This window comes from Lacticaseibacillus baoqingensis (assembly GCF_003946165.1).
Lineage (GTDB): Bacteria > Bacillota > Bacilli > Lactobacillales > Lactobacillaceae > Lacticaseibacillus > Lacticaseibacillus baoqingensis.
On sequence record NZ_RHOI01000045.1, the window covers coordinates 1 to 17,904 of the forward strand.

A 17,904-nucleotide genomic window follows, 5' to 3' on the forward strand; every position below is an offset into this window, starting at 1 on the left:
GTGGCGCGCACTTAGCGCGTAGACTAGTGTGTACTGTCGGCGTTGTGGCGCAGCCGCAATGACGGCAGTGCCGCTAGTCCTAGCGCGTTGCGCCACGCAGCTCGACGAAAAAACCCAGAGCGGAGCATCGCGGTTTTAGGTAGGTGCATAAGATGGCTTGGGTGCGTGATGGCAACGCCATCGCGTGACCGAGCCATCTTATGCGCACTGCCGTTGCGATGCGCAGCTCGACGACGCCAAGCGTGCCAAAGCCCTTTAGCAAATCAAAACAATCGCCACTGGTGATGGGTTGCCATGCAGCCCAGCGCCGGTGGTTTTATTTTGCGCTCGCGCTGATCTGGCGCAACTCGCCGATGTCCCAACGCTCACCTCACCGGGCAAACGCACACCACCAGCACCAGGTTGCCTAGCGACCTAGTGCTGTTTTTTTTAGCTTGGCAATTTTTTGGGCTGCTGTCACATGAAGGCTTAACACCTTGTCATGAAATTATATCGCGCACAGGATCGTTCGGGTCTGATGCATATTGCCGGCTTGATGCCAGTTATTAATCTAACTAGATTGGTACAGTTTTATTAGTGGAAATGATGACCGCAAAGCCCTACAGACACGTGGCCCCAGCCAAAGCGCCTCGAGAGTGGGTCAGGCGGCACACTTTGCTTTAGCGGCGGGGTCTAAAAATAGTCAAGAATAGGAAAATAGTGTACGATTAAGTTGAAAATACTGGTGAAAACCGTTAAGAATGTGTTTCAAAAATGTGACATTGGGCTTTGTCTTTTAGATCGTTTGGTGATAGAGTAATGGTTGTGTTTTGAAGGATAAGTATCCGGACAATCCGCGATTTTAGAAACAATAGTCAGATCACTACCGCCAATGTTGGTTGACGATACATAGCAGGCTGTGTTTCGGTTAAGGAGGTGAATTCTGTGAACGAAAGTTATCCCTATGTTAAATTTCTCGGGCTAACCTTTAATCTGACTAATGATATCGGCATTTTGGTGACTGCCGCGATCGCGTTTTGCCTGATCTTTTGGCTATCGCGCAAGCCGCAATTGAGGCCAAAAGGCAAGCAAAACGTCTTGGAATGGATCATTGATTTTACGAATGGCATCGTGAAACAACAGATGCCTGGGCCTGAAGGCAATCGTTTTGGCCTGTTGGCATTCGTGCTTTTCGTCTTTATCTTTATCAATAACCAAGTCGGGCTGTTCTTGCAAGTCGATGTTAGTGGGAAGACCTGGTTCCGCTCGCCAACCGCTGATCCTGTGATCACCATGAGTTTGGCGATGTTGGTATTGGTCCTATCGCACTACTTCGGGGTTGTTTTCAAAGGCTTCAAAGGTTATCTGCAGGGATATATTTCACCAGTACCGTTTCTGTTGCCGATCAACATCATTGAAGAGTTTACGAACTTCGTGACGTTGTCGATGCGGCTTTATGGGAACATTTTTGCTGGTGAAGTTTTGGTCTTGCTGATCCGCCAGTTCGCATTCTCAGGAATGGGCGGGCCAACGAGTTTCATCGCTGGTTTCGTGTTGGAAATGGTTTGGCAAGGGTTCTCAGTGTTCATTGGGTCGATCCAAGCATACATTTTTGTCACCCTTGCGATGGTCTATACGTCACACAAGGTAGTTTCTGAATAATAGGAGGAAGAGAATATGCAATACATCGCCGCAGCTATCGCAGCCGGCTTCGCCGCGCTCGCCGCTTCATATGGTAACGGTCAAGTTATCTCTAAGACACTTGAAGGGATGGCACGTCAGCCAGAATTATCCGGCCAATTGCGCTCCACGATGTTCATCGGTGTCGGCTTGATCGAAGCCGTGCCGATCATCTCGATCGTTGTTGCCTTCATGTTGATGGGCAAGTAACACACAGCCATACAAGGCGTTGTCGTCACTAGGTGGCGACAGCGCGTTGTCGGCCTTGACTACTAATGGAAGGGAGTGGCACAACCATGGCTTCATTAGGTGATATGCTCTTTCTGCTGGTCGCTTTTGCCGTGTTGATGTTCCTTGTCGGAAAATTTGCTTGGAAGCCCGTTACTAAAATGATGGACGCCCGTGCAGATAAGATCAACAATGACTTAGACTATGCGGAAAACGCGCGCACTGAGGCCCAGACGCTTCAAGAGAAACGTCAAGCCGAACTCAAAAACTCCCAAGCCGACGCCGTTAAAATCGTCTCTCAGGCGAAGGAAAACGGTGAAAAGCAACGACAACAACTCGTGGACGCAGCTCATACTGAAGTTGCGACTCTGAAGGCCAATGCACAACAAGACATCGCGCAACAAAAACAAGATGCCTTGAACAGTGCTAAAGATGACGTTGCTGAGCTCTCGCTGGCAATCGCTAGCAAGATCATCGGCAAGGAATTGAATGCGGACGATCAGCAAACCTTGATCGATAGCTACATCAAAGGGTTAGGTGATGCCAATGGCACTCACTAATGCCGTCGTAGCACCGCGTTATGCGCGGGCGTTGTTTGAAGCAGCCCAAGAAACGGACCAGCTGGACAACGTACACACAGAACTTAATGCGTTAGGCGAGATCATCTCGCAAAACGCCAGTTTACTGCCAACTTTATCGGCAGTGACCGTCGCCCAATCTGACAAACAACAATTAGTGGATACACTCAAGCAAGAGGCGACCAGCCTCGTGGCAAACTTGTTGCAAGTCACTTTTGAATACGGCCGTATCGCTGCGATGCCAGCAATTATTGCTGATTTTGAGCAGCGTTATGCAGACGCGATCGGTCAACTCGATGCGACCATCACGACCGCAGTTGAGTTGACGCCTGCTCAAGAGCAGGCATTGAGCCAAGCGATCACCGCACGATTTGGGGGACAAAAAGTCCAATTAACGACTAAAGTTGACCCAGACGTGTTAGGCGGCGTGATGGTGCAAACACGGACCGCCGTAGTTGACGGTACCGTTAAGACGCGTTTGGCAAAACTGCGCGCCCAATTGTTGGCAAAATAAAGTCATTGCCGATTGGTAATGACGGTAACATAGTTGAGAGCCTGCGCTAGTCGTGGGCGTCCAAAAAGAGGTGAACCGGATGAGCATCAAGACTGAGGAAATCAGTTCTCTGATCAAAAAACAACTTGAAAATTATCAAGATGACCTCGATGTTGAAGAAGTCGGCACCGTCACTTATGTCGGTGATGGGATCGCCCGTGCGACCGGACTTGAAAACGCGATGGCCAGTGAATTACTGCAATTTAGCAATGGCTCATACGGGATGGCCCAAAACCTTGAAAGTAATGATGTTGGTATCATTATTCTCGGGAATTTCGATGACATTCATGAAGGCGACCAAGTTAAGCGTACCGGTCGGATCATGGAAGTCCCAGTTGGCGAAGCGATGATCGGTCGCGTCGTGAACTCTTTGGGTCAGCCAGTTGACGGGATGGGGCCGATCAAGACCGATAAGACCCGTCCGATCGAAGTCAAAGCACCAGGCGTTATGCAGCGGCAATCCGTTACGGAACCTTTGCAAACCGGTTTAAAGGCGATCGATGCCTTAGTACCGATCGGCCGTGGTCAGCGTGAGTTGATCATTGGGGACCGTAAAACAGGTAAAACGTCGATCGCAATCGATACGATCATCAACCAAAAAGATCAAGATATGATCTGTGTGTACGTGGCCATTGGTCAAAAAGACTCAACCGTCCGTACCCAAGTTGAGACGTTGAAGAAGTATGGCGCGATGGATTACACCATCGTTTTGACTGCCGGTCCTTCTGAACCAGCACCAATGCTGTATATTGCCCCTTATGCCGGCGCGGCGATGGGTGAAGAGTTCATGTATAACGGCAAGCACGTGTTGATCATTTATGATGATCTGACCAAGCAAGCCACCGCTTATCGTGAATTATCCCTGTTACTGCGGCGCGCTCCAGGTCGTGAAGCCTATCCTGGGGATATTTTCTACACGCATTCTCGTTTACTCGAACGTGCGGCGAAATTATCCGATGAATTAGGCGGCGGCTCGATGACCGCTTTGCCGATCATCGAAACGCAAGCAGGGGATATCTCTGCTTACATTCCGACCAACGTGATCTCCATTACCGATGGCCAGATCTTCTTACAAAGTGATTTGTTCTATTCTGGGACGCGGCCAGCGATCGATGCTGGGTCGTCAGTTTCTCGTGTTGGTGGTGATGCTCAGATCAAGGCCATGAAGAAAGTTGCTGGGACATTACGTTTGGACCTGGCCTCTTTCCGTGAACTGGAAGCCTTTACCCAATTCGGTTCTGATTTGGATGCGGCAACGCAAGCTAAGTTGAACCGTGGGCGGCGGACTGTTGAAGTCTTGAAGCAGCCAGTGCATAAGCCAATGCCTGTGCAATACCAAGTGGCTTCTTTATACGCCTTAACTCATGGCTATCTTGATTCTGTCGCGATCGATGATATTGCAGATTTTGAAGCCGGTTTGGCTGACTATCTGGATTCCAACGATGCCGACGATATGAATACCATTAAGACCACCGGCAAGCTGCCTGAAGGCGATTCTTTTGAAAACGCCGTTAAGGCTTTTGCCAACGGGTTCACTGCCAGCACCGACGCTAACTAAGGAGGTGCCGCATGGCTGAATCATTAATGGACATCAAGCGCCAGATCGCTTCGACCAAAAAGACCGGCCAGATCACCCAAGCCATGCAAATGGTTTCCGGTGCCAAGCTGTCTCAAATCGAAAAGCGCGCTGGCAATTATCAAGTGTATGCTACGAAGGTCCGCGAGATCGTGACGCATTTGGCTGCGGCGCAATTGCTGCAACTGGAAAAGATGCAAGAAGGCTCCGGCAACAGCGATACCGCCAAGCAAGGCTTCAAAGTTGCCAGCCTCTTGCAACAACGGCCCGTTAAGAAAACCGGTTATCTGGTCATTACCAGTGACCGCGGCTTAGTCGGGGGATATAACAGCACGATCTTAAAGGCCATGATGCAAATGATCAAAGACGACCACAAGTCGCCTGATGAATATTGTATCTTAGCCGTCGGGGGCACCGGGGCAGACTTTTTCAAAGCCCGCGGCCTCGACTTGGCGTATGAATACCGTGGCGTTTCCGATGTGCCGACGTTTAACGAAGTTCGTGAGATCGTTAAAACGGCGGTGACCATGTTTGATAGCGGTGTGTTTGATGAACTTTATGTTTGTTACAATCACCATGTCAACTCATTGACGTCTGCTTTCCGCGCAGAAAAGATGTTGCCGATTTCTGACTTAGATGTGTCTGAAGTTGCGGACAAAAACATCGATTACCTGACTGAACCCGATCCTGATGCCGTGTTGGAAGCAATTTTGCCTCAATATGCGGAAAGCTTGATCTTCGGTTCGATCATGGATGCCAAAACAGCTGAACATGCTGCTTCGACAACTGCGATGAAGAGCGCGACGGATAATGCCAACGATTTGATCTCCCGTCTGTCTGTGACCTATAACCGGGCCCGCCAAGCAGCCATCACCACCGAGATCACCGAAATCGTCGGCGGCGCCAATGCACTAGAATAAAACCAGAGCGCAGCATCGCGTTTTTAGGCAGGTGCAAAAGGCGGCTTGGGCGCGTGATGGCAACGCCATTGCGTGACCGAGACGACTTATGCGCACTGCCGTTGCGATGCGCAGCTCGACGAAAAACCAGAGCGCAGCGGCGCGAATATGGACGACGGGCTAGCAGGGCTTGGTGGATGGAGGCGATAGCCGCCAGCCGCAAAGACCAGCTAGAACGTTCGGCCATGCGCCGTGCAGCTCGACGAATAAAACCAGAGCGAAGCAAGCCGCCCTTAGGGGTGTTGATAAGGCAGCCTGGGTGCGTGATGGCAACGCCATCGCGTGACTGGGATGACTTATCAGCGACCCCGATGGCTTGCGCAGCTCGACGAAAAAAAACCAGAGCGCAGCGGCGCGAATATGGACGGCGGGCTAGCAGGGCTTGGTGGATGGAGGCGACAGCCGCCGGCCAAAAAGACCAGCTAGAACGTTCGGCCATGCGCCGTGAAGCTCGACGAAACCAGAGCACAACACACGTTTAGCTCTGAATTAACAACAGGGAGGACGATTTCATTGAGTAACAATACTGGTAAAATCGTGCAAGTGATCGGCCCTGTTGTCGACGTTGAATTTCCTATTAACGGCGAAACCCCAGGTATCAACAATGCCTTGACTTTAGAGAAGAATGACGGCAAGCAGCTTGTGCTTGAAGTCGCTTTACAGTTAGGTGATGGGGTATTGCGGACTGTTGCGATGGACTCTACTGATGGGCTCCAACGTGGGATGGTCGTCACCGATACTGGTGGCCCTATCTCCGTGCCTGTTGGTAAAGACACGCTAGGCCGCGTCTTCAACGTTTTGGGTGAGACGATCGATAACGGCCCAGAATTTCCCGCTGATCACCGTCGCGATGCCATCCATAGAGAAGCGCCAGCATTCGAAGACTTGAGCACGAGTTCCGAGATCCTCGAAACCGGGATCAAAGTCATCGATTTGTTGGAACCTTATCTGCGTGGTGGGAAAGTTGGTCTGTTCGGTGGTGCCGGTGTCGGCAAAACCGTTTTGATCCAGGAATTGATCCATAACATCGCCGAAGAACACGGCGGCATTTCGGTATTTACCGGTGTCGGCGAACGGACCCGTGAAGGGAACGACTTGTATTTTGAAATGCAAGGTTCTGGTGTTTTGAAGAACACTGCCATGGTGTTTGGTCAGATGAATGAGCCGCCTGGTGCCCGGATGCGTGTGGCGCTGACTGGTTTAACGATCGCGGAATACTTCCGTGACGTTGAAGGTCAAGATGTGCTGTTGTTTATCGACAACATCTTCCGCTTCACGCAGGCTGGTTCTGAAGTTTCCGCCTTACTCGGCCGGATCCCTTCTGCCGTTGGTTATCAGCCAACGCTGGCCACTGAAATGGGTCAATTACAGGAACGGATCACGTCGACGAAGAAGGGTTCCGTTACGTCTATCCAGGCGATTTATGTGCCTGCCGATGACTATACTGACCCGGCGCCAGCGACGACTTTCGCCCATTTGGACGCGACGACTAACTTGGAACGGCGTTTGACGCAGCAAGGGATCTATCCCGCTGTTGATCCGCTGGAATCCACATCCAGTGCTTTGGCCCCAGATATTGTCGGTCAAGAGCACTATGATGTTGCCATGAAGGTCCAACAAGTCTTGCAACGTTACAAGGAATTACAAGACATCATCTCGATTTTAGGGATGGATGAATTGTCAGATGACGAAAAGATCACCGTTGCGCGTGCGCGGCGGATCCAGAACTTCTTGTCGCAGTCATTCTCTGTGGCGGAACGCTTCACGGGCTTGCCAGGCAAGTACGTTAAGGTCGAAGACACGGTGCGCGGCTTCAAGATGATCTTAGATGGCAAGATGGATGACTATCCAGAAGAAGCCTTCCGTCTGGTCGGCGGTATTGAAGATGTCATTGAAAAGGCGAAGACGCTGGGTTTCGATCCAGAAGCTGACGCCCAAAACGACGTACAAGCCGCTGCTAACTAAGGAGGCGAAGCAACTTGGCCGAACTTTCTAATGTTGTAACGGTCAACATCGTGACCCCTAATGGCTTAGTGTATGATCACCATGCAGACTTGGTCGTCGTGAAAACGATCGCCGGCGAATTGGGGATCATGGCTAACCACGAACCCGTCGTTGCGCCTTTAGTGATCGGGGAAGTGCGCGTGCAACGCACCGATAACCCTGGCCACGAAGATGTGATCGCGGTCAACGGCGGCTTCATGGAGATGTCGAATAATACGGCTTCCATCGTGGCTGATTCTGCTGAACGTGAACGAGACATTGACTTGACTCGTGCGCAAGCTGCCCGCGATCGCGCGCAGCGGCGTATCGAAGAAGCCAAGAGCAAAGCTGACCCAGACGAGCTGCAACGCGCCCAAGTCGCTTTGCAGCGTGCGATCAACCGGATCCACGTTAAGACCGGCAAATAAGCAATTTATGCGCCGCGCTTATCTGGCCAATCAAAATGACCTTGCTGGTCACTCTGTAATGGAGTGGCAGCAAGGTCATTTTTTTGGCCCAATTTAGTGCACAATAATCAATAAAATATTATCACATTTATGATCGCGTCGGCAAAAGCTGCGCGGTGACGCATTCCAGCAGGCAAATATCGAACGGCAGGCGGTTGGCCGTTATGGGAATCGTTCGTTCTTCGCAGTGATAGTGTATAATAACAAACAACGAAAGGAAGGTATTTTATGTATCAATCTATGGGGCTGTCAGCGGCGTTGACGCTGATCTCGCATGTGTTATTTATCTTGATCTCATTTCGCTTGCTGTCAACGACGGTGCGTTTTGACCAATTGTTGCGGCCTAATCACGTCCGGGAAAGCCGACTCTTGATGTTATTTTTATCCATCGCATTAGGCTATTTGGTCAGTTCCTTTTTCCTGGCCGCGATCCAAGCATCACGCAACTTGCCGTATCTCTTACGGTAACGCCAAACCCGCTTGAATTCTTAGTTGTTGACAGGGATAGCGTATGTTATTATCGAAGGGTTGAATAAAATTGGCCTGCGTGGGCCAAAAAGCCTGATCAAGGAGAGTAATAATGGCAAAAGACATCGGCATCGATTTGGGGACGGCTAACGTCCTCATCAATGTGAAGGGCAAAGGTATCGTGTTGAACGAACCGTCTGTCGTTGCGATCGACACCAAAACTGGCAAGGTACTGGCGGTAGGTACTGAAGCGTATAAGATGGTGGGTCGCACACCCGGTAATATCAAATCGATCCGACCGTTAAAAGACGGTGTGATCGCTGATTTTGATATCACCGAAGCGATGCTCGAATATTTCATCAATAAGCTAAACGTCAAAGGCTTTATGTCTAAGCCAAACATCTTGATCTGTGCCCCGACCAATGTGACCAGCATCGAGCAAAAAGCGATCATTCAAGCCGCCGAAAAGTCTGGCGGCCGGCGGGTCTATTTGGAATTCGAACCTAAAGTCGCCGCAGTTGGGGCCGGGTTGGATATTTTCCAACCGCAAGGCAACATGGTGATCGACATGGGCGGTGGGACCAGTGATGTGGCGGTTTTGTCAATGGGCGAAATCGTCACCAGCCGCAGCTTGCGTTTGGCCGGTGATAAGATGGATGCCGCCATTGCCGCTTATGTGAAGAACAAGCATAAGCTGTTGATCGGTGAACATACCGCTGAACAGATCAAGATCCAAATCGGCGCCGTTTACGAAGCTGATCCGGAAGAAACGATCGAAGTGCGCGGCCGCGATATCGCCACTGGCTTACCGCGTGAAGTCGTCGTGACCTCTGCTGAGGTTTCAGAAGCCTTGCATGAAACCATGATGCAGATCGTGGCAGCGGCTAAAGATGTCTTGGAACAAACCCCGCCGGAATTGTCGGCGGATATCATCGATCGCGGCGTGATGTTGACTGGCGGCGGTGCCTTGCTCAAGGGGATCTCCAAGTTGTTTGCCGCAGAACTCAAAGTCCCAGTGTTGCTAGCAGATGATCCGTTAGATGCAGTGGCGTTAGGTACAGGGGTATTATTGGATAACATCGCGCACCATAAGCAATATTAAGCACAAGGAGGTCAAAATGAGTTCAGATTATGCCAAGCGCGTCTTGCGCAAGTTAGGCTGGGGAATTTTGATCGCCTTGATCGTGTTGATCATTGGCGCGATGGCAGGATTTGGGATCGGCGGCGGCAATCCATGGCGGGTCTTTTTGCCGAGTACATGGGGCCACATCGCTGACTTCTTGAAATGATGCGGTACTTGTTGATGGCGCTGGTGCGCTTTTATAAAATCGCGATCTCACCACTATTGCCGCCGAGTTGTCGCTATTACCCGACGTGTTCGACTTATACCTATCAGGCATTGGTCAAGCACGGCGCGTTCAAAGGCAGCTTGATGGGGATCGCGCGGATCTTGCGGTGCAATCCTTTTGCACATGGCGGCGTCGATCCGGTGCCGGATTATTTTACGCTGCGGCGCAATCCAGATCCTGACCAAAATATCGACGAGGCGTTGAATTGGGAGCACTATCATGGGAGGAAACATGGCTAAGGAACAAAAAATTCAAGTCGTGCAAGCAGACGTCACGCGTAACGGGCATACCGTTTCGGTGTTGACCGTCAATAAAAACGAGATCGGTTACGTCGAAACCGTTGGCGATCGGTTTAACGCTTATCTGGCTGGCAACACGAGTGCGAACCACTTTAAGTCCATGGATGACGCGGTCAACTTCTTGATCGCCGAATACCACCTCCATCACAGTTAAGAATAGCTTGCATTCGCCACGTCGGAATTGTTTTCTGGCGTGGTTTTTGGTGTAATGGAGAATGAATGCTGAACATGTCCAGCAAATATACACAGCAAGCGATGGGAGAACTATTGTGGCACAAGATATGACGGACAATCAAAACGAAAATCGGATCGACTATGGGATCATTTTATCGGTGATGCTATTGGCCTTGATCGGCATGGCGGCGATCTATATGGCAGTCGACAATGATACCAGTGCCAGCTCGACGCCGTTGCATGCGTTGATCATGCAAGGTGTGTGGTATGCGATCGGCGGCATCGGCATTTTTTTCGTCATGCAATTTGATACCGAGCAGCTGTGGCGCATTGCGCCGATCTTATACGGCTTAGGGATCTTCTTGCTGGTGGCGGTGCTGTTTTTGTATGATCGCAGCGTGGCAGCCAGTACCGGCGCCAAAAGCTGGTTTTCGATGGGACCGATCACCTTCCAGCCTTCAGAAGTGATGAAGCCAGCATACATCTTGATGTTAGGGCGCGTCGTCACCAACCATAACAGTAATTATCAACACTCGACGGCTAACGATTGGCATTTGATCGGTGAGATGATGTTATGGACGCTGCCGGTATTGGTCTTGATGGAGTTGCAAAATGACTTCGGGACCATGTTGGTGTTTATGGCGATCTTTGCTGGCGTGGTGCTGGTTTCTGGGACCACGTGGAAGATCATTGCCCCAATCGCCAGCGTATTTGTGGTCATCGGCGGCGGCGCAATCTTATTGGTCACCCAAAGCTGGGGCCGGGCGATCTTGTCGCATGTTGGGTTTAAAGCCTATCAGTTCAGCCGGATCGATTCATGGCTCAATCCTTCCGGGGCGACCAGCGGGGATTCGTATCAGTTGTGGCAATCGATGAAGGCCATCGGCTCTGGTCAATTGACGGGCCGCGGGTTCAACAATATCAAAGTGGCGGTGCCGGTGCGTGAATCTGACATGATCTTTTCGACCATCGGCGAGACCTTCGGCTTCATTGGATGTGCGGTGGTGATCTTGTTATATTTCCTTTTGATTTATCAGATGATTCGCGTTACCTTTGATACGAAGAACGAATTTTATGCTTACATCTCAACTGGGGTCATCATGATGATCTTATTCCACGTTTTTGAAAACATCGGGATGAACATCGGCCTACTCCCCCTCACCGGGATCCCGTTGCCATTCATCTCACAAGGCGGCTCGTTTTTACTCGCGAACATGCTGTCAGTAGGCATGGTCTTATCGATGCGCTATCACCATCAAAGCTACATGTTCAGCGGCGAATCGGAAAACTTTGATTAACAAAGCGGAGTGGCGCGCTTAGCGCGTAGGTTAGCGCGTACTGGCGGCGTTGTGGCGCAGCCGCAATGACGGCAGTGCCGCAAACCTTAGCGCGATGCGCCGTGACCGGGATGATTTACCCGCGACCCCGTTGGCATGAGTAGCTCGACTAAGCACAGAGCGAAACATACCGACTTACCCGCAACCCCATTTGAGATCAAACCTATCAAGGAGGAAAACACATGGCGCAATATTTTTGGCAAGACACAGTAGCAGACAAGGTCCGGGTCGGTTTGACCGCCGGGGCCCAGGAAACATTCGGCCAGATCAAATTTGCTGATCTGCCGCAAGTTGGGCGGAAAGTGACGGTCGGGAAACCATTTCTCGCCATCGAAGCAGAAAAGGCAGTGCTGGATCTAGATGCGCCATTGTCTGGGGAAATCGTTGCGGTCAATGACTTGGTTGCCGATGACCCGGCACTCCTCAATTCGCCAGAAAAAGCGGACAACTGGGTGGCAGAGATCAAGGCGTAACCTCATATTTTTTTAATGATGGGGTTGACAAGCTAGACTGAATTCAGTACCATCAGAGATAATTCAAAGCAACAAACGAACGATGTGAGAGAGTAAGGCTTGCCAGACTGTACAGAAAACCCGGGTGAATGAGAGCGGGGTAGCGCACAGACCTGAAGATGGCTCACGGATCGGTGCACCGAACTCGGTTGAGTAAGGCTGCAATGGGTGGCGACCATTATCTCGCACGCGGGTTGTTTGACCCGTTAGTGAGGACAGCTTGGCTGTCGAATTAGAATGGTACCGCGGGATGACCGCTTCTAACTTAGGTTAGGAGCGGTCATTTTTTTATGCCGATCGTGTTGGTTTGCAGCAAAATTTTAGGGGGATTCAAAATGAAATTGTGGAAGAAATTAGTTGCGGCAGCAGCCGTTGCTTTACCAGTCTTTGCCTTAGCCGCTTGCGGCAACAGCAGCGCGCCTAAAAGCTCGACGGTGAAAATCGGGATCATGAGCAATGACCGCGAGATCTGGCAAGATATTCAAAAGCGCCTCAAGAAGCAAAATGTGAACATCAAGCTCGTTGAATTTACCGACTACAACACGCCTAACAAGGCGTTGGAAGACGGCGACATCCAATTGAACTCATTCCAACATTATGACTTCTTGAACAGCTGGAACAAAAAGCATGGCGATAAGATCGTTGCCGTTGGTGAAACTTACATCGGCCCGATCCGCGCCTACTCTAACAAGATCAAGTCACTAAAGGAACTCAAAAAAGGCGACACTGTCTCCGTGCCAAACGATGCCACCAACGAAGGCCGGGCCTTACAGCTGCTCGAACAACAAGGGATCATCAAGCTTAAAGCCGGCGTTTCGCAACCGACGACGCGGGATATCGCCGAAAATAAGCTGGACTTGAAGTTTACCGAACTTGATGCTGCCCAAACCGCACGTTCTTTGAATGATGTCGCAGCGGCGGTGGTCAACAACGATATTGCCGCAGCGGCTAAGCTGACGCCAAGCAAAGCGATCGCCGTCGAAAAGATCGACAAGAACTCGCATCCTTGGATCAACATCATTGCTGCCAAGTCCGCTAAGGATAAGCAAAACAAGACCTACAAGAAGATCGTGAAAGCTTATCAAACTGACCAAACCGCAAAGCTGTTGAAGAAGTACTACAAGGGTTCCACCGTTCCAGCTTGGAAGTAGGCGTCTGTCTCGCATCGCGAGGCTACATAGTGGAGGTAATCACATGAAATTATGGCAAAAAATCGTCGCGACCGTCGCCATCGCTTTACCGGTTTTCGCTTTAGCCGCTTGCGGCAATCAAAGCACCAGCAATAACAAAACCGTCAAAGTCGGGATCATGAGCAATGACCGTGAGATCTGGCAAGATATTCAAAAGCGATTGAAGAAGCAAAACGTTAACATCAAATTAGTCGAGTTCACCGACTACACCACGCCGAATAAGGCTTTGGAAGATGGGGACGTCGACTTGAATGCCTTCCAAAACTATACCTTCTTAGATAACTGGAACAAAAAGCATCATACCCACATCGTTTCGATCGGTGATACTTATCTCGGCCCGATTCGTGCTTACTCCAAGAAGATCAAGTCACTCAAAGACTTAAAGTCCGGCGATACCGTTTCGATCCCGAATGACCCGGCGAATGAAGGGCGGGCTTTGAACCTTTTGCAACAAGTTGGGTTGATCAAGCTTAAAGATAAGGCCACCCCGACAACGCGTGATATCACCGAAAACAAGCTTAATTTGAAGCTGACAGAATTAGACGCGGCCCAAACTGCGCGCAGCATGAATGACGTGGCGGCGGCAGTCGTCAACAACGACATCGCTGCTGCGGCGAAGCTGAATGTCAAAGATTCCATTGCCGTAGAAAAGATCACCGACAAGTCCAGCCCATACATCAACTTCATCTCAGCCAAATCGAAAAAAGATAAGGCGAATAAGACCTATCAAAAGATCGTCAAAGCTTATCAAACCAAGCAAACGGCTAAATTGATGAAGAAAGTCTACAAAGGCACAACAGTTCCCGCTTGGAAGTAACTCGCAGGCGGTTTGTGTGGTAAACTAAATAGGCACGCATTGGCGATATCCTATGGGGTATCGCCATGTCTATGTCCGGTCGTGACCGGTCGCGAATCAAGCAGAAACGAGGAAGAACATGGCTAAAGAAGTCGTCATCACCTTAAAAGATGTTGATGTCCGATTCCACGAAAAGAATCGCGACGTCCACGCTGTCGATCACGTCGATTTAACCGTCGAACGTGGCGATATTTATGGGATCGTTGGATATTCAGGGGCAGGCAAGTCCACGCTGGTGCGGGCGATCAATTTACTGCAGCGCCCCACTTCAGGCAGTGTCACTGTGTTAGGTGAAGATATGCTGGCGTTATCGCCGAAAGCCTTGCGCGCAGAGCGTAAACGCATTGGCATGATCTTCCAGCATTTTAACTTGATGAATTCCTTGACCATCGCCGATAACGTGGCGTTTCCGTTGAAGGGCTTGCGGCCAAAAGCAGAGATCCAAGCCAAAGTCACGGAACTTTTGGAATTAGTCGGCTTAGAAGACCGCGCGACCGCTTTTCCCACGGAATTATCCGGTGGGCAAAAGCAGCGTGTCGGGATCGCGCGTGCTTTGGCGTCTGATCCCGAGATCTTGATCTCTGATGAAGCCACCAGTGCCTTGGATCCAAAAACCACCAGTGCGATCTTGGATCTGCTCAAGCAGCTCAATGAGAAGCTTGGGTTGACGATCGTCTTGATCACCCATGAAATGGAAGCCGTCAAGCAGATCTGCAATAAAGTCGCCGTCATGGATGAAGGGGCGATCATTGAACGCGGCAGCTTGCTGGAGATCTTTGCCAAGCCGCAACAAAAGCTGACCAAAGACTTCATCGATACCACCATTCAACTGGATGCGGCGATCGAATCTGTCCGCCAGCAGCCGGCTGTGGCCCATCTGGCAGGCGCCGATCAATTGGTGCGGCTGACCTATCTGGGCGCGTCTACGGACCAGCCGTTGGTCGCGACGTTATATAAGGACTTCAACGTGACCGCGAATATTTTGTTTGGGGACATCCAGATCTTGCAAGGCACGCCGTTTGGCAATTTGATCGTGGTCTTATCGGGGACGCAAGCAGATATCGAGCAGACGTTCAAATACTTAGCAGCTAACGATGTCCAAGTCCAGCACATCGACAAGGAGGCGTAAGCCATGCAATTTTTGAAAAACTTATTCCCCAACGTCGTCCCGATCTGGACCGGCGACGGCGGCGTGGTACAGGCGATCAACGAAACCCTGTATATGACCATCGTCACCACCATCGTCGCTGGGATCATCGGCTTGATCTTAGGGGCCTTGTTGGTCTTATGGGACGATGACGGCTTAGTGGCCAACCGCCCAGCCTATTTCGTCTTGGATAAAGTCGTCAACGTCTTACGGGCGATCCCGTTCATCATCTTATTAGCGATCATGTCACCAGTGACGCGTGCGATCGTCGGGACCGGGATCGGCCCGACGGCGGCATTAGTGCCGTTGATCGGCGGGACTGCGCCATTTTTCGCCCGGCAAGTGCAAAACGCCTTGCTGACCGTCGATCCTGGGGTGATCGAAGCCGCAGAAGCCATGGGGCTAAGCCCCTTGGCGATCGTCTTTCGCGTGTACTTGCGCGAAGGCTTGGGCGAATTAGTCCGGGTGACCGTGTTGACCATCATTTCGATCATCGGCTTAACGGCCATGGCCGGGGCTATCGGTGGCGGCGGCTTAGGGAACTTAGCGATCGCCATTGGGTACCAGCGTTATGAAAATGACGTTATCTGGGTCGCGTTAATCTTCATCTTGGTGATGGTGTTCATCATCCAATTCATCGGCGATGTGATCGCCCGCAAACTACATCATTAGATCAAGCGCTATCGCGGCAGCTGAATTTCAGCTGCCGCGATTTTTTTGTGTCGTCAAAGGCAGCCCGTTAAAATATGATAATTTTGTGAATGCAGAGCTGAACTTTATGAGTATAAATTATGAAATAATACTATAAAAATTCATAAAACTCCCCTAATATATAAGTGTGAACAATTTTATCATTGAACGCACGGCAACGCCGACTGCTCAGCCGGCGTTGTCAACGGAGAAAATGTTATTGGGGGAACTGTGAATGACAGTTGGCATTTTGATCCCTGCGTATGATCCTGACCAGCGGCTTTTAGCGTTGTTGGCTGAGTTGGTCGCCACGAAGCGCTTTTTACATATCGTGGTGGTCGATGACGGCTCGCATGCCGCTTGTCAGTCTATTTTTGCGCAGGCAAAACGATCGTTTGGGCATCAGGTGACGTTTTTGCGCCATCAGACCAATCAGGGCAAAGGGGCCGCGTTAAAAACCGGTTTTGCGTATTATCAAGCCCTGAAGCCGCCAGTGCAAGGCATCGCCACGTTAGATGCCGATGGCCAGCATACTGTCAAAGACTTGTGTGCGTGTGTGGACCGCTTCTTGCAAGCACCGGCCAAAATGGTGTTAGGCGTGCGTCGATTTGACCGCTCAACGCCGTTGCGGTCGCGCTTTGGCAATACGTTGACGGAGCAGCTCGTCCGCTTATTGACCGGGTTGTCGGTCAGTGATACGCAAACCGGCTTGCGGGTGATCCCGCTGGCTTATGCGCAAGCGGCGCTGCATTTGGCCGGTGACCATTATCAATTCGAATTCAATATGTTATTGGCGGCCAAGCAGCATCACATCCAGATCAGTGAGCAGCCGATCGCCACGATTTACTTGGACCAGAATGCCACCTCGCATTTTCGGGTGTTGCGGGATTCTTTGTCGATTTATGCCCAGTTTTTCCGCTTTGCCTTTAGCGGCTTCTTGTCGTTTTTAGTCGACATCAGCTTATTTACCGGCCTCGTCAGCTTGCTGCAAGGGCATGCGGCAGCGGCGGTGATGATCGCGACGATCTTGGCGCGTTTAGGCTCGGCTGGGATCAATTATGCCTTGAATCGGCGCGTGGTGTTTCAGCGCGGCCAGCGCCATGCGATGTGGCGGTATGCGGCTTTGTTTGTGGTGCAGACGTTGTTGTCCGGTTTGGGGACTACGCTGTTTTCGGCCCGGCTTGATCCGCATGGCGTGGTGTGGCTATTGAGTGTGGTCAAAATGGCGTGGGATCTGGTGTTATTCGTGATCAGCTACCAGGTCCAAAAGCGGTTCGTCTTTCGAGGGTCTGCCCATGTCAACTAAAAAACGGCTGGTTTATTCGCTGGCGATCGGGTTGTCGGTCATTTATTTGCTTTGGCGGGTGTTTTTTACGATCCCTTGGCATGCCCATTTTTGGGTGCTGGTGTTTGCTTTGATGCTGGTGATCAGTGAAGTGATCTCAAATTTCACCGCCTACTTATTAGTTGCTTTTAATCTGCTGGTGGGCCGCGATCAGACGCAAGCCATGGCAGACACGCCGGAATTTGCGCCGAGTGTGCCGCTGCCGGCAGTGGACATTATCATTGTCACGCATAACGAAGACGTGGCATTATTGCGTAAAACGGTGAATGCGGCGACGTTTTTAGATTATCCAGATCAGGCCTTGGTGCATATTGTGATCGCCGATGACGGCAACCGTCCGGCAGTGGCCAAGCTGGCTGCCGAATATCAGGTTGGCTATATTGGCATGTCAGACAACCATGACGCCAAGTCCGGCAACATCAACCATGCCTTGTTGCAACTGAAGGCGCCTTTGTTTGGCTCTGTGTCAAATGGTGTTGATTAATAGTTTTTATCTTTTGAAAGGTCCACTCTTCGGAGTGGATTTTTTGTTAT

At 50.8% G+C, this 17,904-nt stretch carries 21 protein-coding genes; all 21 read left to right on the top strand.

All coding sequences use genetic code 11. From position 1 onward, the window contains the following. The first annotated feature begins 924 nt into the window (after nt 1-924). Complete coding sequence (gene atpB, locus EKM91_RS12790) at nt 925-1,641, top strand: F0F1 ATP synthase subunit A (RefSeq protein WP_125754292.1); 717 nt, start codon at nt 925-927, stop codon at nt 1,639-1,641. Nucleotides 1,642-1,656: 15 nt separating this feature from the next. Then, nucleotides 1,657-1,869: a F0F1 ATP synthase subunit C gene (gene atpE / locus EKM91_RS12795; RefSeq protein WP_125754293.1), complete on the top strand. Its 213-nt coding sequence runs from the start codon at nt 1,657-1,659 to the stop codon at nt 1,867-1,869. Nucleotides 1,870-1,955: 86 nt separating this feature from the next. Beyond that, entirely contained in the window at nt 1,956-2,447 is a 492-nt protein-coding gene (gene atpF / locus EKM91_RS12800; protein ID WP_125754294.1) for a F0F1 ATP synthase subunit B, read from the top strand. Then, nucleotides 2,434-2,979, top strand: coding sequence for an ATP synthase F1 subunit delta (gene atpH, locus EKM91_RS12805; RefSeq protein ID WP_164508595.1), 546 nt, complete (start codon nt 2,434-2,436; stop codon nt 2,977-2,979). Before atpF ends, atpH begins: the two co-directional genes overlap by 14 nt. A 79-nt stretch (nt 2,980-3,058) precedes the next feature. Beyond that, nucleotides 3,059-4,576: a F0F1 ATP synthase subunit alpha gene (atpA, locus tag EKM91_RS12810; protein ID WP_125754296.1), complete on the top strand. Its 1,518-nt coding sequence runs from the start codon at nt 3,059-3,061 to the stop codon at nt 4,574-4,576. Nucleotides 4,577-4,587: 11 nt separating this feature from the next. Beyond that, a complete protein-coding gene (locus tag EKM91_RS12815; protein WP_125754297.1) occupies nt 4,588-5,514 on the top strand; it encodes a F0F1 ATP synthase subunit gamma in 927 nt (308 codons plus the stop codon). Nucleotides 5,515-6,066: 552 nt separating this feature from the next. Beyond that, nucleotides 6,067-7,518, top strand: coding sequence for a F0F1 ATP synthase subunit beta (gene atpD / locus EKM91_RS12820; protein ID WP_125754298.1), 1,452 nt, complete (start codon nt 6,067-6,069; stop codon nt 7,516-7,518). A gap of 14 nt (nt 7,519-7,532) precedes the next feature. Next, complete coding sequence (locus EKM91_RS12825; protein WP_125754299.1) at nt 7,533-7,964, top strand: F0F1 ATP synthase subunit epsilon; 432 nt, start codon at nt 7,533-7,535, stop codon at nt 7,962-7,964. Between the two features lie 267 nt (nt 7,965-8,231). After that, nucleotides 8,232-8,471: a DUF1146 family protein gene (locus EKM91_RS12830; protein ID WP_125754300.1), complete on the top strand. Its 240-nt coding sequence runs from the start codon at nt 8,232-8,234 to the stop codon at nt 8,469-8,471. Between the two features lie 112 nt (nt 8,472-8,583). Further along, nucleotides 8,584-9,573, top strand: coding sequence for a rod shape-determining protein (gene mreB / locus EKM91_RS12835; RefSeq protein WP_125754301.1), 990 nt, complete (start codon nt 8,584-8,586; stop codon nt 9,571-9,573). Nucleotides 9,574-9,589: 16 nt separating this feature from the next. Then, nucleotides 9,590-9,760: a DNA-directed RNA polymerase subunit beta gene (locus EKM91_RS12840; protein ID WP_125754302.1), complete on the top strand. Its 171-nt coding sequence runs from the start codon at nt 9,590-9,592 to the stop codon at nt 9,758-9,760. Beyond that, the gene (gene yidD, locus EKM91_RS12845; RefSeq protein WP_125754311.1) at nt 9,760-10,059 is read left to right on the top strand and encodes a membrane protein insertion efficiency factor YidD; all 300 of its coding nucleotides are present in this window, start codon (nt 9,760-9,762) and stop codon (nt 10,057-10,059) included. The genes EKM91_RS12840 and yidD overlap by 1 nt, the downstream gene beginning before the upstream one ends. Further along, a complete protein-coding gene (locus EKM91_RS12850; protein WP_125754303.1) occupies nt 10,052-10,273 on the top strand; it encodes a DUF2969 domain-containing protein in 222 nt (73 codons plus the stop codon). Before yidD ends, EKM91_RS12850 begins: the two co-directional genes overlap by 8 nt. Before the next feature lie 112 nt (nt 10,274-10,385). Next, on the top strand, nt 10,386-11,591 hold the full coding sequence (locus EKM91_RS12855) for an FtsW/RodA/SpoVE family cell cycle protein (protein ID WP_379896533.1): 1,206 nt from the start codon (nt 10,386-10,388) through the stop codon (nt 11,589-11,591). A 221-nt stretch (nt 11,592-11,812) separates the two neighbouring features. Continuing rightward, nucleotides 11,813-12,103: a glycine cleavage system H family protein gene (locus EKM91_RS12860; protein WP_125754304.1), complete on the top strand. Its 291-nt coding sequence runs from the start codon at nt 11,813-11,815 to the stop codon at nt 12,101-12,103. Nucleotides 12,104-12,477: 374 nt separating this feature from the next. Next, nucleotides 12,478-13,293, top strand: coding sequence for a MetQ/NlpA family ABC transporter substrate-binding protein (locus tag EKM91_RS12865; protein ID WP_125754305.1), 816 nt, complete (start codon nt 12,478-12,480; stop codon nt 13,291-13,293). Nucleotides 13,294-13,336: 43 nt separating this feature from the next. After that, the gene (locus tag EKM91_RS12870) at nt 13,337-14,149 is read left to right on the top strand and encodes a MetQ/NlpA family ABC transporter substrate-binding protein (RefSeq protein WP_125754306.1); all 813 of its coding nucleotides are present in this window, start codon (nt 13,337-13,339) and stop codon (nt 14,147-14,149) included. A gap of 118 nt (nt 14,150-14,267) precedes the next feature. Continuing rightward, nucleotides 14,268-15,317 carry a methionine ABC transporter ATP-binding protein gene (locus EKM91_RS12875; protein ID WP_125754307.1) on the top strand — a complete coding sequence of 350 codons (1,050 nt, stop codon included), beginning with the start codon at nt 14,268-14,270 and terminating at the stop codon, nt 15,315-15,317. A gap of 3 nt (nt 15,318-15,320) precedes the next feature. Continuing rightward, nucleotides 15,321-16,007, top strand: a complete 687-nt coding sequence (locus EKM91_RS12880) for a methionine ABC transporter permease (protein WP_125754308.1) — start codon at nt 15,321-15,323, stop codon at nt 16,005-16,007. A 253-nt stretch (nt 16,008-16,260) separates the two neighbouring features. Beyond that, a complete protein-coding gene (locus tag EKM91_RS12885) occupies nt 16,261-17,331 on the top strand; it encodes a bifunctional glycosyltransferase family 2/GtrA family protein (protein WP_125754309.1) in 1,071 nt (356 codons plus the stop codon). Beyond that, a complete protein-coding gene (locus EKM91_RS12890) occupies nt 17,321-17,854 on the top strand; it encodes a glycosyltransferase (protein ID WP_125754310.1) in 534 nt (177 codons plus the stop codon). The genes EKM91_RS12885 and EKM91_RS12890 overlap by 11 nt, the downstream gene beginning before the upstream one ends. The last annotated feature ends 50 nt before the right edge of the window (nt 17,855-17,904 follow it).

What these genes read in the sequence shown, in the direction of transcription:
- atpE (WP_125754293.1), top strand. Translation starts at nt 1,657, where the DNA reads ATGCAATACATCGCCGCAGCTATCGCAGCCGGCTTCGCCGCGCTCGCC.
- EKM91_RS12890 (WP_125754310.1), top strand. Translation starts at nt 17,321, where the DNA reads ATGTCAACTAAAAAACGGCTGGTTTATTCGCTGGCGATCGGGTTGTCG.
- EKM91_RS12870 (WP_125754306.1), top strand. Translation starts at nt 13,337, where the DNA reads ATGAAATTATGGCAAAAAATCGTCGCGACCGTCGCCATCGCTTTACCG.
- mreB (WP_125754301.1), top strand. Translation starts at nt 8,584, where the DNA reads ATGGCAAAAGACATCGGCATCGATTTGGGGACGGCTAACGTCCTCATC.
- EKM91_RS12860 (WP_125754304.1), top strand. Translation starts at nt 11,813, where the DNA reads ATGGCGCAATATTTTTGGCAAGACACAGTAGCAGACAAGGTCCGGGTC.
- EKM91_RS12815 (WP_125754297.1), top strand. Translation starts at nt 4,588, where the DNA reads ATGGCTGAATCATTAATGGACATCAAGCGCCAGATCGCTTCGACCAAA.
- yidD (WP_125754311.1), top strand. Translation starts at nt 9,760, where the DNA reads ATGCGGTACTTGTTGATGGCGCTGGTGCGCTTTTATAAAATCGCGATC.
- atpH (WP_164508595.1), top strand. Translation starts at nt 2,434, where the DNA reads ATGGCACTCACTAATGCCGTCGTAGCACCGCGTTATGCGCGGGCGTTG.
- atpA (WP_125754296.1), top strand. Translation starts at nt 3,059, where the DNA reads ATGAGCATCAAGACTGAGGAAATCAGTTCTCTGATCAAAAAACAACTT.
- EKM91_RS12885 (WP_125754309.1), top strand. Translation starts at nt 16,261, where the DNA reads ATGACAGTTGGCATTTTGATCCCTGCGTATGATCCTGACCAGCGGCTT.
- EKM91_RS12840 (WP_125754302.1), top strand. Translation starts at nt 9,590, where the DNA reads ATGAGTTCAGATTATGCCAAGCGCGTCTTGCGCAAGTTAGGCTGGGGA.
- EKM91_RS12850 (WP_125754303.1), top strand. Translation starts at nt 10,052, where the DNA reads ATGGCTAAGGAACAAAAAATTCAAGTCGTGCAAGCAGACGTCACGCGT.
- EKM91_RS12830 (WP_125754300.1), top strand. Translation starts at nt 8,232, where the DNA reads ATGTATCAATCTATGGGGCTGTCAGCGGCGTTGACGCTGATCTCGCAT.
- EKM91_RS12865 (WP_125754305.1), top strand. Translation starts at nt 12,478, where the DNA reads ATGAAATTGTGGAAGAAATTAGTTGCGGCAGCAGCCGTTGCTTTACCA.
- EKM91_RS12875 (WP_125754307.1), top strand. Translation starts at nt 14,268, where the DNA reads ATGGCTAAAGAAGTCGTCATCACCTTAAAAGATGTTGATGTCCGATTC.
- atpF (WP_125754294.1), top strand. Translation starts at nt 1,956, where the DNA reads ATGGCTTCATTAGGTGATATGCTCTTTCTGCTGGTCGCTTTTGCCGTG.
- EKM91_RS12880 (WP_125754308.1), top strand. Translation starts at nt 15,321, where the DNA reads ATGCAATTTTTGAAAAACTTATTCCCCAACGTCGTCCCGATCTGGACC.